At 66.5% G+C, this 15,271-nt stretch carries 15 protein-coding genes; 3 read left to right on the top strand and 12 right to left on the bottom strand.

Annotated elements, in window-relative coordinates; all coding sequences use genetic code 11:
• Positions 1-421 precede the first annotated feature (421 nt).
• Positions 422-1,663 carry a GGDEF domain-containing protein gene (locus tag ACE04A_RS10915; RefSeq protein ID WP_485820119.1) on the top strand — a complete coding sequence of 414 codons (1,242 nt, stop codon included), beginning with the start codon at positions 422-424 and terminating at the stop codon, positions 1,661-1,663.
• Here ACE04A_RS10915 and ACE04A_RS10910 read toward each other — a convergent pair.
• A complete protein-coding gene (locus ACE04A_RS10910) occupies positions 1,660-3,576 on the bottom strand; it encodes a S9 family peptidase (RefSeq protein WP_438858040.1) in 1,917 nt (638 codons plus the stop codon). The genes ACE04A_RS10915 and ACE04A_RS10910 overlap by 4 nt on opposite strands.
• 137 nt (positions 3,577-3,713) lie before the next feature.
• On the opposite strand from ACE04A_RS10910, the gene ACE04A_RS10905 reads away from it, so the two are divergent.
• The gene (locus tag ACE04A_RS10905; RefSeq protein ID WP_391435245.1) at positions 3,714-4,169 is read left to right on the top strand and encodes a BPTD_2524 family lipoprotein; all 456 of its coding nucleotides are present in this window, start codon (positions 3,714-3,716) and stop codon (positions 4,167-4,169) included.
• A gap of 36 nt (positions 4,170-4,205) precedes the next feature.
• Here ACE04A_RS10905 and ACE04A_RS10900 read toward each other — a convergent pair whose 3' ends face one another.
• A complete protein-coding gene (locus ACE04A_RS10900; RefSeq protein WP_100855192.1) occupies positions 4,206-4,622 on the bottom strand; it encodes a PaaI family thioesterase in 417 nt (138 codons plus the stop codon).
• Between the two features lie 123 nt (positions 4,623-4,745).
• Between ACE04A_RS10900 and dinB the strand changes: the two genes are divergently transcribed.
• On the top strand, positions 4,746-5,828 hold the full coding sequence (gene dinB, locus ACE04A_RS10895) for a DNA polymerase IV (protein WP_485820118.1): 1,083 nt from the start codon (positions 4,746-4,748) through the stop codon (positions 5,826-5,828).
• A gap of 69 nt (positions 5,829-5,897) precedes the next feature.
• On the opposite strand, the gene ACE04A_RS10890 is transcribed toward dinB, so the two are convergent.
• From ACE04A_RS10890 to ACE04A_RS10845, 10 genes are all read right to left on the bottom strand, one after another.
• Positions 5,898-6,359, bottom strand: a complete 462-nt coding sequence (locus ACE04A_RS10890; RefSeq protein WP_046804513.1) for a GatB/YqeY domain-containing protein — start codon at positions 6,357-6,359, stop codon at positions 5,898-5,900.
• 51 nt (positions 6,360-6,410) lie between these two features.
• Positions 6,411-6,851 (bottom strand): excinuclease, encoded by a 441-nt coding sequence (locus tag ACE04A_RS10885; RefSeq protein WP_279994406.1) that lies wholly within the window; start codon positions 6,849-6,851, stop codon positions 6,411-6,413.
• A gap of 49 nt (positions 6,852-6,900) precedes the next feature.
• Positions 6,901-8,127, bottom strand: a complete 1,227-nt coding sequence (locus tag ACE04A_RS10880) for a beta-ketoacyl-ACP synthase (protein WP_485820117.1) — start codon at positions 8,125-8,127, stop codon at positions 6,901-6,903.
• Positions 8,127-8,858, bottom strand: a complete 732-nt coding sequence (gene fabG / locus ACE04A_RS10875) for a 3-oxoacyl-ACP reductase FabG (RefSeq protein WP_100855196.1) — start codon at positions 8,856-8,858, stop codon at positions 8,127-8,129. Before fabG ends, ACE04A_RS10880 begins: the two co-directional genes overlap by 1 nt.
• The gene (locus ACE04A_RS10870) at positions 8,855-9,352 is read right to left on the bottom strand and encodes a hotdog family protein (protein ID WP_259249109.1); all 498 of its coding nucleotides are present in this window, start codon (positions 9,350-9,352) and stop codon (positions 8,855-8,857) included. Before ACE04A_RS10870 ends, fabG begins: the two co-directional genes overlap by 4 nt.
• Positions 9,349-10,563, bottom strand: coding sequence for a beta-ketoacyl-ACP synthase (locus ACE04A_RS10865; RefSeq protein ID WP_448719148.1), 1,215 nt, complete (start codon positions 10,561-10,563; stop codon positions 9,349-9,351). Before ACE04A_RS10865 ends, ACE04A_RS10870 begins: the two co-directional genes overlap by 4 nt.
• A 12-nt stretch (positions 10,564-10,575) precedes the next feature.
• Positions 10,576-11,130: a DUF3261 domain-containing protein gene (locus tag ACE04A_RS10860; RefSeq protein WP_485820116.1), complete on the bottom strand. Its 555-nt coding sequence runs from the start codon at positions 11,128-11,130 to the stop codon at positions 10,576-10,578.
• An 8-nt stretch (positions 11,131-11,138) separates the two neighbouring features.
• Complete coding sequence (locus tag ACE04A_RS10855) at positions 11,139-12,383, bottom strand: NAD(P)/FAD-dependent oxidoreductase (RefSeq protein ID WP_448719146.1); 1,245 nt, start codon at positions 12,381-12,383, stop codon at positions 11,139-11,141.
• 41 nt (positions 12,384-12,424) lie between these two features.
• Complete coding sequence (locus ACE04A_RS10850) at positions 12,425-14,752, bottom strand: MMPL family transporter (protein WP_485820115.1); 2,328 nt, start codon at positions 14,750-14,752, stop codon at positions 12,425-12,427.
• Positions 14,736-15,271, bottom strand: a 536-nt coding sequence (locus tag ACE04A_RS10845) for an outer membrane lipoprotein carrier protein LolA (RefSeq protein ID WP_485820114.1), incomplete at its 5' end; no start/stop codon positions are given. The genes ACE04A_RS10845 and ACE04A_RS10850, both read right to left, overlap by 17 nt.

The raw sequence follows: 15,271 nt of genomic DNA, 5'->3' as shown, positions 1-15,271 counted from the left end.
CAAGCACGCCGACCAAGCACGCTACTAAAGCATGGGATCCTCGGACGCGCACTAGCGCTTATGGACGACTATGAAGGGCGGCCCACAATAATTAATCTATGGCCTAACCCGTCGTCCTTTGCGATGGCGCACGGGTAAAAGTTTTAACTGTCAAATACTGCAAAGGTTGAACCGGGCGCCCCGGCCTTGGCGTATTCTCCGTGCATACCGCGCAATCGTCTTGGCGCGGGTGGTAAAGGTTCTGGACAAATCGCGCCCTCGCAACGACGCATCGCCGTCTTGCGGGGATTTTGCCTTTAGTCCTATTGGTAACAAAAAGCATCAATCATGCTGACGTGTAACGCGTTTCCACCTTACGAACCCAGTGCAACAGCAGGTCAGAAGCGGCGGCGCATGCCCACAAGGCGGCCCGGCAAACAACATGACGACTTCCTTGTTTTTCCTGATGTGGGGGCTGGCCACGGCCTTGGCGTTACCGCTGTTGCTGCCGTTCCAGGCGCGCGGCGTAAGAGGCATACGCGCGTTCATCGCCGCGAATGCGCTGGCCGTGTTGTCCCTGCTGGCGTTTGCCACCGTGCGGCTGATACCGCCGGAGGTCTACGTCATTGTGTCCAACGCGGCGTGGGTGTTCGCCATCAGCCTGGTCTACGTGGGCGTGCGCCAGTTTTTTGGGCTGCGTCCGCATATCGTGCGCACGGCGGGAATCAGTGCCTTGTGTGTGCTGGGTTTCGCGTTGCTGCTGTATGGCACGGACGATGTGGCCGGCCGCATGTTGCTGTTTTCGGGGTTTACCTGTGTCAGCGCATTGATGACCGGCCGGGTGATCTTCCAGCAGCGCAAGCAGATCCGCACGCGAGGCGTGGTGCTTTATCTGATGTTGGCGATTGTCGGCCTGGCCGTGCTGCACGCGCTGCGGGTGCTGGTTTATGGCATGGGCTGGGCCGAGCCGGTTTCGTTGGCCGAGCCGTCGCCATGGGGGCTGTTCTTCATCGTGTGTGGTTCCGTCACCGTGCCCGCCTTGTTCCTGGCGCTGCTGTTGCTGGTGCAGACGCGCTTGTCCGAGCAGATGCAGGCGGCGTTGACGTTTGACAGCCTGACGCACGTGCATTCCCGCCGCAGCATCCTGGATGAACTGGAACGCGAACTGCAACGCTGCGCGCGCTCGGGCAGCCCGCTGGCGGTGCTGGTGCTGGACATCGATCATTTCAAGTCCATCAATGACCGCTATGGCCATGCGGCCGGCGACACGGCGCTGCGCCATTTCGCCAAGGTGGCGCAGAACGCCGTGCGCGCCACCGACCGTGTCGGCAGATTGGGCGGCGAAGAATTCGTGCTGCTGATGGTGGACTGCGACCCCGCGCGCGCGCTGGTGCATGCGCAGCGCGTGTGCGATGCGTTGCGCGACACGCCGCTTTATCTGCAAGGGGTGGAAGTGCCCATGACCGCCAGCGGCGGCCTGGCGTCTTACCAGTCGGGCGATAGCGCCGACGTCATCCTGGCGCGCGCCGACGTGGCGCTATACCGCGCCAAGGAGCAAGGGCGCGACCGTGTGGAGATGGCGTTTGGGGGGCGCGCCCCAGGCCGCATGCAGGTGAGCAGCCTGGTCGGGATGGCGCCAGCGGCGAATGCGCCGCTGGTGACTCAGGAAGGCGCCGGACGTTAAGGCTTGAGGTGCTGCGTCAGGAACTTTTCCATGGCTTCGTAGAACTCGAACTTGTTCTCGTCGTTGTGGAAACCGTGGCCTTCGTTGTCCTTGACCATGTACTCCACTTCAACGCCGCGCGCCCTTAGCGCGGCCACCATCTGGTCGCTTTCATCTTTGTTGACACGCGGGTCCTTGGCGCCCTGCGCCACGAACAGCGGCGTCTTGATCTTGTCCGCGTGCAGCGCGGGCGAGGTCGCGGCCAGCCGATCCTTGTCGCGTTCGGGGTGGCCGACCATGTCCTGCATCTTGTCCAGCATGGGCTTCCAGTACGGCGGAATGGACTTCATGAACGTGAACAGGTTCGACACGCCCACGTAGTCCACGGCCGCGGCATACAGGTCCGGCGTGAAGGCCACGCCCGCCAGCGTGGCGTAGCCGCCGTAGCTGGCGCCGTAGATGCCGATGCGCTTGGGGTCGGCGATGCCTTGCTGCACCAGCCACTGCACGCCGTCGGTGATGTCGTCCTGCATCTTCAAGCCCCATTGCCCGAAGCTGGCTTCCCAGAAGGCGCGGCCGTAACCGGTCGAGCCTCGGAAGTTCATTTGCAGCACGCAGAAGCCGCGATTGGCCAGGAATTGCGTTTCGGGGTTGTAGCCCCAGCCGTCGCGCGCCCAGGGGCCGCCATGCGGGTTGACGACGCAAGGCAGGTTCTTGGGGTCGCGGCCGGCGGGCAGCGTCAGGTAGCCATGGATGGTCAGCCCGTCGCGGCTTTGGTAGCTGATGGGCCGCACGTGCGACATGTCGCTTTCCGGAATGGCCGGGTTGATGTCGGCCAGCTTGGTCAGCGTGTCGGAAGTGGCGTCGTACAGATAGCGCGAGCCCGGCGTGCGGTCGTTGTAGGCGGCGACGATGAACACGTTTTCGTCGCGATTGGAACCTTGCAGCGCGATGTCGTAGCCCTTGAGCTTTTCAGTCAGTGTCTTAAACAGGGCTTCGGATTGCGCATCGAAGAACTTGTATTGCGGCTTGTCGGTCTGGTAGGCCGCCAGGGTCAGCACGCGGCGCTTGCGCGAGTAGCCCGCGCCGTCCAGGTCCACGGTGTCGGGCGTGAAGATTTCTTCTTCGGCGTCGGGTTGCGCGGGGTCGATGACCACCAGCGACAGCTTGTCGCGCCCACGGTTGCTGAGCGCGTAGATCTTCTTGTCGTCGAACGTGAAGAAGGACGGGCTGACGTTGGTGCGGTAGTCGGTGGTGATCAGCGGGCGGAATTCAGAGGCTTCGTCGTCGCGGTAGAGCAGGGTGGTGTTCAGGCCGTCGCTGGTGACGGCGGCGCGCACCTTGCCCGCGTGGTCGGTCTGCCAGCCGACGATGTTGCCCGGGTTCTGCGCCACCAGCACGGCCGCGCCGGTGTGGACGTTGACGCGGTAGACGTCAAAGACCTCGGGGTTGCGCTGGTTGTGGCTGATGAGGACGTGGTCCGGGTCGTCTTCGAGATCGTCTTCGATGCTGGCGCGCGCGCCTTCATACGGGGTCAGGTCGGTGATCTTGCCGGTCTTGGCGTTGACGGCGAGCACGTGGTAGTTCTCGTCGCCGCCAAAGTCCTTTTGATAGAGCACCACGTCGGCGCCCTTCCAGAAGTAGTTGGAGATGTCGCGCGCGGTTTCGCTGGTGAGGCGGCGGGGTTCGCCCACCAGCTTGCTGCCTTGCAGCGCTTGCACATAAATGTTCATGCGGGCCGGCTGGCCGTCCACGCTGGTGGGCTGCATGAAGGCCAGCGTACGGCCGTCGTCGGCCAGGCGGAAGAAGCCGCGTTCCGGATTGCGGAAAAAGTCCTTGAGAGGATAGGCGCGGGGCGGCGGCTGGGTGGCGCAGGCGCCCAGCGTGGTGCCGACGATGCCGGCCATGCTGGCGGCCAGGACAGTGCGCGTCATGAATGAAAACAAGGCAAGACCTCCGCGTTTTGGATGCGATCGATAATGCCATAGTCGCGCGGACGGTGTCGAACCGGCCCCACTTATGCCGCTGTGCGGTTTGCGGGATAATCGCGGCAGTTCATCTGGAGAATTACATGGTCAGGAATCTGGTCGCGGTATCGGCGCTGGTATTGGGCCTGGCGGGTTGCTCGCTGGGCATCTCGTCGGACAGCGCGTCGCCGCACAGCGAATTCAAGGCGCCGGTCGCGTTCAAGGACGCTTACGCCGCGGTGATCCGGCAGTCGAACAACTGCCTGCGCAGCACCGACAACGCCTATCGCGTGGTGTCTGATCTGAACGAAGCGGCGCAGTCGGGCGTGGTGCGCGTGCTGGCGCCGTATAGCGACAACGAAATGTCGCGGGTCGACCTGAAGGCCGCCGGCCCGAAGAGCACCGACGTGCGCATTGTGATGTGGGGCAAGGGCACCTGGGACGCGGCGGCTATGCGCGCGATGCAAGACGCCGTCTACTACAGCATCACGTCGTGCAGCAGCTACATGCCGCTGGACCCGCGCACGCCCGTCAAGCCCTCGCGCGACCTGCGGGACTAAGCCCCGGCGCCGTGCGCGGCGCCGGTCCGGCGCTGGTCAGTCGCCACCCGGGCGCCGGCGGACGATCTTGAACGTGGCCGTGGCGCGCGCCACCAGTTCGCCATCGGCGCGGCGGATGTCGCCTTCACAGAAGGCGATGGACCCGCCCCGGCGCAGGCAGCGCGCTTCAATGACCAGGTCGCCCGTGCCGGGCGACAGGAACGTGGTGTTCATGTCGATGGTGGCCATGCCTTCGGTGGCGTCGGCCGACCCGCGCGCCGCCGCGCTAAGGGTGAAGTCCAGCACGCTCATGAGCGTGCCGCCATGCACGTCGCCACGGCTGTTGGTCAGGTCCTGGCGCCAGGGCAGCGTGGTGCGGGCGAATCCCGGCGCGATGCTTTCGGGCACCAGGCCAATGAAGTGCATGAAGGGGATCGTCAGGCCGAAATAGTCGGTGGAAGCGGGTGCGGTCATGGGCGGTGGATGGGGTGGGTAGGCAGTGGTTAAGCGATTCAGCCGGTCATAATATATTTTTTTGCAGTGCCCGCCAGCGTCCGCCAGCATGGCGCGGCGGCGGCCACCCTGGTCTTTATCGGAATGTCTGAACTCTTGCGCAAGATCGTGCACGTGGATATGGATGCGTTTTATGCGTCCGTCGAACAGCGCGACAACCCCGAGCTGCGTGGCAAGCCCGTCGTTGTGGCGTGGACCGGGCCGCGCTCGGTCGTGTGCGCCGCGTCTTACGAGGCGCGGCGCTTCGGTATTCATTCGGCCATGTCCGCCATCCGCGCCGAACGCCTTTGCCCGCACGCCATCTATGTGCCGCCCGACTTCAACCGATACCGCGACGTGTCGCGCCAGATCCGGCAGATTTTCGCCCGCCATACCGATTTGATCGAACCGCTGTCGCTGGACGAGGCCTATCTGGATGTGACCCAGAATAAGTACGGGCTGCCCTCGGCGACCGAGGTGGCGCAGGTGATCCGCCAGCAGATCAAGGAAGAAACCGGCCTGACCGCGTCGGCCGGCATTGCGCCCAACAAATTCCTGGCCAAGATTGCGTCAGACTGGAACAAGCCCGACGGCCAGTTCGTGATCCGGCCCACCAAAGTGCTGGAATTCTTGCAGCCCTTGCCCGTGCGCAAGGTGCCGGGGGTGGGCAAGGTGACGCAGGCGCGCCTGGAGCAATTGGGCATTCAGACGGTGGGCGACCTGGCCACGCACAGCGCGGAAGAGCTGTCGCATTATTTCGGCCGTTACGGCCGGCGCCTGTACGAGCTGGCGCGCGGCATCGACGAACGCCAGGTTCAGACCGACCAGCCCTTGCAGCAGGTGTCGGCGGAAACCACGTTTTCGGAAGATATCCGCCTGGACGCGCTGGGCGACGCCATCGACCGCATGGCGGACAAGGTGTGGGATCAGGCCTTGAAGAAGGGCGCGCTGGGGCGCACGGTGGTGCTGAAACTGAAGACCGACCGGTTTCGCATTTTGACGCGCAGCCAGACCAGCTTGAACCCGCCAGGGTCGGCGGCCGAGCTGGCCTCGGTGGCCAGGTTGCTGTGCGAGCGCGTGGAGCTGCCGCCGGAAACGCTGTACCGGCTGGCAGGGGTGGGGATGAGCAATTTTGCCGACCCCGCCGAACAGGCGCGCCAGCCGGATTTATTTGGCGGCGCGTTCTGAGCGGCGGCTCGGGTCTGGGCTGACGAATCAGGCCAGACGCGGCAGCCCAGACGATTCAGGCCAGACGAATCAGGCCAGACGGGCCTTGACCTGCTGCGACAGCGCCGTCATGTCGGCGCGGCCAGCCAGCGCTTGCTTGAGCAGCGCCATGACCTTGCCCATGGCGGGTGCGCCGGTCACGCCTTGCGCGGCCACTTCGGCCAAGGCGGCGTCGATGGCGGCGGCCACTTCTTCAGGCGAGGCGGCTTGCGGCAAGAATTCTTGCAGCACCAGCAGTTCGGCCTTTTCCTGTTCCGCCGTTTCGGTGCGGCCGGCCTGTTCGAACGCGGCGATGGACTCGCGGCGTTGCTTGACCTGCTTTTCGATGATGGCGGTGATTTCGGCGTCGTTCAGGTCGCGGCGTTCGTCCACTTCTTTCTGTTTGACGGCAGCCAACAGGAAACGCAGCGTGGTCAGGCGTTCCGAGGCCTTGGCGCGCATGGCGTCCTTGACGGCATCAGAGAGGCGGGTCTTGAGCGTAGCAGTGCTCATAAGTGAACCTTTTGGGTGGTGTTGCGGCAATCCGCAAGTGTAAATCGGGTTTTACTTCAGCCGGGCCAGGTCGCCGCGCAGCGCCACGCCCGCCACGACCGCGCCAGCATGGCATTCGTAGTCGGTCTTGCTGCTGTATTCGTTTTTGCGATAGTAGCTGACGATATTCGTGACGGCGTTGGCGTTGGCCTTCTTGGCGGCTTCGTGCAGCGCGATCACCGCCGATTGGGCCACCCACAGGCAGGCTTCCGCGTCCTTCTTGGCAAAGGCGTTGGTCTTGCGGTTGGTGACCACGCCCGCTTCCAGCACCTGGCCTTTCGGGCCGGTGCCCGCCAGGTAGAACTTCACGCTGCCGTCGATCTTGCCCGCCGCCAGGGCCGCGTCGATGGCGGGTTGCAGGGGCAGGAACACGGTGCGATCCGCCGCCACCGCGTGCGCGGAGCAGGCAAGCGACAGGGACAGGGCGCCAAACAGCTTGTAGGAGATCTTCATGACGAGCGTTTCCGGTTATGAAAGTGAATCAAGGGCTGAAAGAGGGGGCTCAGGGCCAGCGGCGGAAAACCAGGGACGTGTTGATGCCGCCGAACGCGAAATTGTTGTTCATGACGTACTCATTGCTCATGCGGCGGCCTTCGCCTTGCAGGTAGTCGAGTTCGCCACAGCGCGGGTCGATGTTGCGCAGGTTCAGCGTGGGGGCGTACCAGTCGCGGTTCAGCATTTCAATGCTGAACCAGGATTCCAGCACCCCGCAGGCGCCCAGCGTGTGGCCCAGATAGCTTTTCTGCGAGCTGATCGGCATGCGGCTGCCGAAGAGCGCGTGCGTGGCCTGGGTTTCGGCGATGTCGCCTTGTTCGGTGGCGGTGCCGTGGCCGTTTACGTAGCCGATGGCTTCGGGGGGCAGGCCGGCATCCGCCAATGCCATTTCCATGGCGACCCGCATGGTGGCGGCTTCCGGCCGCGTGATGTGGGTGCCGTCTGAATTGCTGCCGAACCCGACCACTTCGGCATGGATGCGCGCGCCGCGCGCCAGTGCGTGGTCCAGCGATTCCAGCACCAGCATGCCGCCGCCTTCACCGATGACCAGGCCATCGCGGTCGCGGTCGTAGGGGCGGGGCGTTAGCTCTGGCGTGTCGTTCTGCTGGCTGGTGGCATACAGCGCATCGAACACCAGCGCCTCGCTGGCGCACAGTTCTTCCGCGCCGCCGGCCAGCATCATCTGCTGGCGGCCGTAGCGAATGGCCTCGTAGGCATATCCGATGCCCTGGCTGCCCGATGTGCAGGCGCTGGACGTGGGGATGATGCGGCCCTTCAGTTCGAAGAAAATGCCGACGTTGGCGGCCGTGGTGTGCGGCATCATGCGCACATAGGAATTGGCGTTGAGATCGTCGGTGACGCCATTAAGAAGCATGTTGCCGAAGGCGCGGATTTCAGCGGTGCTGCCCACCGCCGCGCCGCAGGCCACGCCCATGCGGCCGTCGGTGATGCTGGCATCGCCCAGCAGCGCGGCGTCTTCCAGCGCCAGTTCGGCGGCGCGCACGGCCAGTTGCGATACGCGGCCCATGCTGCGCAGTTGCTTGCGGGTCCAGTGCGCGGGCACGCGGAAATCTTCCACCGGCCCGGCCAGCCGCGTGTTCAGTTCGGCAAAGCGCGACCAGTCCGGCATGTGCCGGATGGCGCTGCGGCCCGATTGAAATGCCTGCTGCACGCTGGCCCAATCCGAGCCCAGCGCGCTGATGCCGGCCATGCCGGTAATGACGACGCGGTTCATCAGCACAAGCCTCCGTTGACGGCGATGACCTGGCGCGTGATGTAGGCGGCGCCGGGTGACATCAGGAAGGCCACCGTGGCGGCGACCTCTTCGGGCTTGCCCATGCGTTGGGCCGGCACCGCCTTCAGGATTTCTTCAACGGGCACATGCTCGTCGATCATGTCGGTATCGATCAGGCCGGGCGCCACGCAGTTCACGGTGATCTGGCGCTTGGCCAGTTCAACGGCCAGCGCTTTCGCGGCGCCGATCAGCCCAGCTTTGGACGCGCTGTAGTTGACCTGGCCACGGTTGCCCACCAGCCCCGACACCGACGCCATGCAGACCACGCGGCCCGCCGCGCGGCGCCGGATCATGGGCATGGCCAGCGGGCTGAGCACGTTGTAGAAGCCGTCCAGGTTGGTGCGCAGCACCTGGTCCCAGTCGTCGCCGGTCAGCGCCGGGAATGCGCCGTCGCGCGTCAGCCCGGCGTTCAGCACCACGCCGTAATAGGCGCCGTGCGCGTCCACGTCCGCTTGCAGCACGGACGCGCATTGTGCGCGGTCGGACACGTCGAATTGCAAAATGCGGGCTTGGCGGCCGCGCGCGGTGACCTCGGCCAGCACGGCTTCGGCCTGTTCGCGTTGTTGGCGGCAATGCAGGACCAGGTCATGGCCGGCGTCGGCCAGGGCCAGTGCGATGGCGCGGCCGATGCCGCGGCTGGAGCCGGTGACGAGTATGGGGGCGGCGCTCATGTGAGGGGGGCTTCCTGAGTAAATTCGTTGGGGTCCTTGGGCTGATAGACATTCAGCCGGGCGTGCGCCAGCAGGCGGGTATCGCTGCGGTCTTTGTCTTCGCGGCGCTCGTCACGCTCTTCGCGCAATTCGCATTCGAAAACGCTCATGCCGCTGGCGTCGATCAGGCCGCGTTGGACGTGGATGGACAGGGCCATGCCCACGGGCAGGCTGTCGCAGTGGCAGTCGTAGCGCCGGGTGCCAAGCAGGAATCCCAGCTTGACGCTGGCACCGGCTTCGCGCGCGTGGCAGCCGGCCCAGGCGCCCACGGCTTGCGCCATGAATTCCATGCCCAGCCAGGGCGGTAGCGAGCCGTCCGGCAAGGAGTAGGGGCCAGGCTTGACGACGGCACGGGCGCGCAGGCTGTCGGCGTCATAGCCCAGCACGTCGTCAATCAGGATCATGTTGCCGGCGTGCGGCAGCAGGCTGGCGATGGGCCAGGGGCATGCGTTCATATGCGGGCTCCCAGGATCAGGCTGGCGTTGTTGCCGCCGAACGCGAACGAGTTGCTCATGGCGATGCGCGGCCGGCCTTGGGCGTAGCGGTGCACGCTGCTGCTGAAATCCAGCGGGGGCAGCGCCGGGTCGGGCTGGCCGTCCCAGACGTGCGGCATGAGCCGGCCGTCGGCAGTGCGCGCGGATAGCGTCATCCATGCCAGCGCGGCTTCCATGGCGCCGGCCGCGCCCAGCGTGTGGCCGGTCAATGCCTTGGTGGACGCACACGGCACGCCTTCGGGAAACACGGCATGCATGGCCTGGCTTTCCATTGCGTCGTTGTGCACGGTGCCGGTGCCATGCAAATTGACCCAGCCGATGTCGGCGGGCGTGAGGTCGGCGGCGTTCAGGGCGGCAAGCATGGCCTGCCGCGCGCCCGCGCCGGAGGGCTCGGGCGCCGACATGTGCCAAGCGTCCGAACTGGCGCCGCCGCCCAGCAGGGCCACGGCATCGGCATCGCAGGCGTCGCGTTCCATCACGAACAGGACGCCCGCTTCGCCGATGTTGATGCCACGGCGGTTGGCCGAGAATGGCTGGCAGAGCCCGTCGTCAATGGCTTCCAGCGTGGCGAAGCCATTGATCGTCAGGCGGCAGAGCGTATCGGCGCCGCCGCACACCACCGCGTCGCAAAGGCCCAGGGCCAACAAGCGGCGTGCCGACAGCAGCGCGCGGGCGCTGGACGTGCACGCGGTGGACAGCGTGTAGGCCGGGCCGGTCACGCCCAGGTGCGCGGCCAGGAACGACGCAGGCGACGATAGCGCCTGACGGCGGTAATCGTAGCCAGGGGGAAAGGCGCCCTCGGCGGCAAGCGCCCGGAAGTCCGGCGCGTTGTCGTTCACGCCCGACGTGCTGGTGCCCAGCACCACGGCAATGCGGGCCGGGCCATGGCGGGCGATGGCGCGTTGCAACTGCGGTGCGATCTGGTCCGCGCAGGCAAGCAGCAGACGGTTGTTGCGGCTGTGCAGGTGTGCGGGCAGAGAATCGGAAAGCGACGGCAAAGCGCCGTCATAAGCGCCCAGCGTCAGGCTGCGGCCGTTGACCCAGCCGGTCTGCCTGCGCATGCCGCGCGTGTCGCCGTTGAAGGCCGCTTGCGCAACGGCGTCCACGCCCGCGCCCAGCGCGCAGACGATGCCAGGGGCGCTTAACCAACTGGTCATGGGGCTTCTATTCATGTCGGCTCACGTTCATGGCGACTCCTTCAGCGGTTCGATCCGCCACGTGACGCCATCAACGCCGGTGATGGAAAAGACCTCGGGCCGAGCGGCTTGCGGCCAGCGCACCGTCCATCGAACCTTGGCGCCATCCCGCAGGCTGCGTTCCGCCCCGCCGTCATCGTGCCGCTGCGCGCGCCACGCGCCCGCGCCGTAGGCGGCGTCCAGCTCTGTCTGTGGCGTCCACGCGAACATCAGCGCAGCGAACAGGTCACGGGCCTGGGCGTTGGGACGCAGGAATCCGTCGTTGCGCCAGTGGCCGGCTTCCAGCATCTGACGCGCTTGCGGCACGCCCATCGGGTCAAACAGCGACCAGCGCAACGCCGCGCCTTCGCGCTGCACCACCAGCATCGTGTCCACCGCGGGCAGGCCGGCGGCCGACTGCACCACATGCAATTGGCGCGGCAAGGCAAAGTGGGCGTCGCGCGCGGGAAGGGGCGGGGCGCCGGCGCAGCCCGTCAGCACGGCAAGCAGCATCGCCATGCCGATGGCGCGGCGGGCGGGTAGGGGGAACGGAAGGGTGCGCATGGTGGATGTCAGACCGGTTCTACTTGCGTGACGCCACGGCACAGCTCGCTCAGCATGCGCAGGCGGCGCTGCGGGCTGGCCACAAAGGGGTTGGCCGTGTCCCAGGCGTAGCCCGCCAAGATGGAACTGATCATGCGGCGGATGTCCGGCTGCGGGTTCTTGTGGAACACCACGTCCTGGAATTCGCCGCTGTACCAGCCCTGCACATAGGCGCGGAAGGTTTCCACGCCCAGCATCAAGGGGTCGGCAAAGTCTGCCTGCCAATCCACCTGTTCACCGCTCAACTGGCGGTGCAAGGCGTCGGTGGCCAGCTTGGACGAACGCAGGGCGATGGTGACGCCCGATGAAAACACCGGGTCCAGGAATTCGGCGGCGTTGCCCAGCAGCGCATAGCCGGGGCCGTGCAGCCGCGTGACGCTGGCGGAATAGCCGCCGATGGTGTTGGCGGGCGTGTCCCAGACCGCGTTGGCCAGCACGCGCTTGAGGTTCGGGGCGGCATCCGCCATGGCGCGCAGGGTAGTCATCAAGTCCTGGTCGGGGCCGCCGAACAGATCCTGTCCGCCCACCACGCCGAACGAGCAGCGCCCGTTGGAAAACGGAATCAGCCAGTACCAGATGCCGGGCTGTTCGGGATGCACGCTGATCAGGATCTTTTCGCGGTCAAAGCCGGGGTCGTCGATGCGGTCTTCGATGTGCGTGAAGATGGCTTTGCGCGGTGGCATGGACGACGGGCGTTCCAGGTCCAGCAGGCGCGCCAGCACGCGGCCGTAGCCGCTGGCGTCCAGCACGAAGCGGCTCTGGATTTGATAGCTGTCGCCGTTGGCGCCGCGCACGTTCAGCACGGGCTGCTCGCCGCTGAAATCCGCGGCGGTCACTTCCTGCAGGTAGCGCACGTCCACGCCCTGGCGGGCGGCGTCGTCGGCCAGCACCTTGTCGAACTGCGCGCGCTGCACCTGGAAGGTGGTGCCGGGGCCGGCGGTGAATTTGTCGCGGAAGTCAAAGTAGGTGTAGTCGTCGCCGCGCGCAAAGGCAGCGCCGTTCTTCACCTGAAAGCCCGCCGCGTTCACGGCCGGCATCATGCCGGCTTCTTCCACAAATTCCAGACAGTGAGCCAGCAGGCTTTCGCCGATGGAAAAGCGCGGGAACTGTTGGCGTTCCAGCATCAGCACATCGTGGCCTTGCCGCTTGAGCAGCGCGGCCGCGACCGCGCCAGCGGGGCCTGCCCCAATGACGACGACTTCACGATGTTCCATGCGAGTTGATTCCATGTCGGTGCAATAAAAGTTGGCCACGGTCAGGGAGCCGGGGGCGGACGCACCCAGGGTGACCACAGCAAGGAAAAGCCGACGCCCAGCGCTACCGCCATGCCGAAGTTGGCAATGGCGGGCGTCTGGCTCACGGCCAGCAGCCCGAACGACAGCAGCGTGGTGACGGCGCCCAGCAAGATGCCGACCAGGCTGGCTGCCGCGCCCGCCACGCGTTCATACATGAAGATGGCGTAGTCCACGCCGATGGCGGACACCAGCAGCAGGCCGAACAGGCTGAACAAGGTCAGCGGCTGGCCCAGGTAACCCAGGGCCGCCAGGGCGCAGGCAGTGGCGGCCACGGGTACTGCCAGGATGCGCCAGGTGGCGGCGCGGCCCAGGGTCAGCAGCAGCAGCACCGCCGCCACGACGTAGGACAGCAGCTTGAGTTCGGCGGCTTCGATGCGGGTGGATGCGAACATCCGGTTCAGGTCACCGCTGCGGTCCACCAGTTCAACACCGGGCAGCCCTTGTGTGATGCCGTCCAGCGCGGCGGTGTTGCGCAGCCCCCGCAAGGTGACCATGCCGGCCGCCTCGCCGTTGTGCTCACCCAGCCACTGCGCGCGCCAGCGTTCGGCCAGCGGCCCTTGCAGCGCGGCGTCGATGCTGAGCGCGGGCAGCGCCGCCAGGGCTTGCAGTTCGTGTTGCACGGCGTCGAAGGGAATGCCGAGGTCGGTCAATGGCTTCCACACCTGCGGCTGTTGCGCCAGGGCTGCCAGGCGCTGGCCCAGCGCCCGCTGGTCTTCCGCTGGCGACACCAGCTGGCTCAGCGCGTTGTAGCCGGCAAGATCGCCGCGCTTGACCAGCGCGTCCAGCTTGTTGGCCACTTGGGCCTGCCTGCGCAGCAGTTCATCGGGGTTGGCGCCGCGCACCAGAAAGAACTGGCTGGTGGGCGTGAAACCGGTGATCTCGCCAATCTGGCGCGCCTGCTGCAACAGCGGCGCGGGCAGGCTCAACCATTGGCGCAGGTCGTCCTGGATGACAAGCCGGCTGATGCCGCCGACGGTAGCGGCCGACATCGCCAGCGCGCCGACCACCAACAGCACGCGCCGGCCGGCCAGGCGTTCGCGCAGGCGCAGCGCGGCGTCGGCGGCCCGCAGCAGGGGCGGCCAGGGGCGGGGTTGCCAGCCGTTCATCCAGGCGGGCAACTGACACACCGTGCAGGCGTAAGCGCCCAACAGGCCAGCCGCCGAAAACACGGCGGTTTGCGTCAAGGCGGGAAACGGGGTGAAGGCCAGCGCGATATAGCCGACCAGACTTGCCGCCAGGCTGATGCTCAGCCCCGGCAATACACGGCGCAGCGCGGGCCACGCCCGCCAGTCGGGCATGCCATAGCTTTTGCCGAGCCAGTGCATGGGAAAGTCCACCGCCACGCCGATCAGGCTGGCGCCGATCACCAGCGTCAGCACATGGATCGAACCGAACACGGCGACGCAGGCCACCGCGCCGGTCAGCAAACCCACCGCCACGGGTACGAACGCCAGCAGGGCGCGCACGCGGCGCAGGGCCAACAGCAGCACCAGCACGATGCCCGCCAAGGCGATGGACCCAATCCACGTGCTTTCCGCCATGGCCTGCGCGCGCCCGGCGGCGGCGTACAGCGGGCCGCCCGCCACCAGCAATTCAGCGCCCTCGGCGCGCAGCGCTTGCCGGGCTGCATCGATGCGGGCCGACAGGTCTTGCGGCGCGTCGGTGTCGAAAGCGTCCGCGCGGGTTTCCGCGCGCACCAGCACCCAGCGCTTGCCGCCGTGTTCGGCTTGCAGCGTGCCGCTGCCCATGTCGTATTGCACCGCGCCGCCGGGACGCAGCGCCTGTTCAGCGCGCCGCGTCAGGCCCAGCCAGTCCTGGTCCACGGACACCAGCCCCGACGATGAAAACGGGTCGGACAATTCACGCGCGCGCCGCTGGGCGTAGGCGGTGGGGTCGGAGCTTAGTTGTTCGCGGTCGGCCACGGGCAGCATGGCAAGCCTGCCCGCCAGCAATTGCGCGCGCAGCGCGGGCACGTCCACATTCAATTCAAGCTGTACCGACGCGAAGAGGCCGCTTCCCCGCAGGCGCTCGGCCAAGGCGCGCGCGGGGGCAACCGGGTCGGCGCCCGCCGGCGCGGCCACCAGCGCCAGCAACTGCCGCGACAGCGGCTCCTGGATGCGGGCTTCGGCCAACTGGCGGATGGCGTCGGTTTGGGCGTGCGGCACCAGTTCCATCAGGTTGGCCGACACCGGCCAGCCATGGCGGCACTGCCAGGCGCCCACGCACAGCACCAGCAACAAGCCCAGCTTGAAGAGCCGGGGCAGCCAGCGCTCAATCGGAAAACGCACGTTGCTCCTCGGCGGTCAGCGCGTCGGCGGGGGCCGCGTCCGTCATTTGCAGGACGCTGCGGTCGCCCTGGGTTTCGCGTAGTTCGATGCGGTCGACAAGCTTGCCGCCGTTGATCTGGATGTTGTCGAAAATCTGGCGCAGCAAGGCCGAGCGGGGCGTCAACAGCAACTGCCAGGCGCTGGCCTGGCCCGTCAGCGTCAGGTCGAAGTTTTCTTGCAGGCCCTTCGTGTCGCCCGCCAGCACCGCCAGGAACAGGCGGTTCTCGCGGCTGGAGCCGGTTTGCTGCGGCAGGGCTTGCCAGGCGCCGGATTCGTCGCGCCGCGCAATGCCCTTGGCGTTGATGCGCAGGTCTTGAGCGATGGGGGTGCGCAGCAGCCACAACAACCCCTTGCCGGCGGCCAGCGTGAAGTCCCCCCGGCTGGTCAGCGGCTGCGGCAGCGAGCGCAAAAATTTTTGCTGCACGAAGTGGCCACGCACAATGGGCGTGGCGCGCAACTGGGCTTGCAGGTCGTGGGGGC

The organism is Achromobacter colocynthidis (genome assembly GCF_057334535.1).
This window is presented reverse-complemented; position numbering and strand designations above follow the sequence as displayed.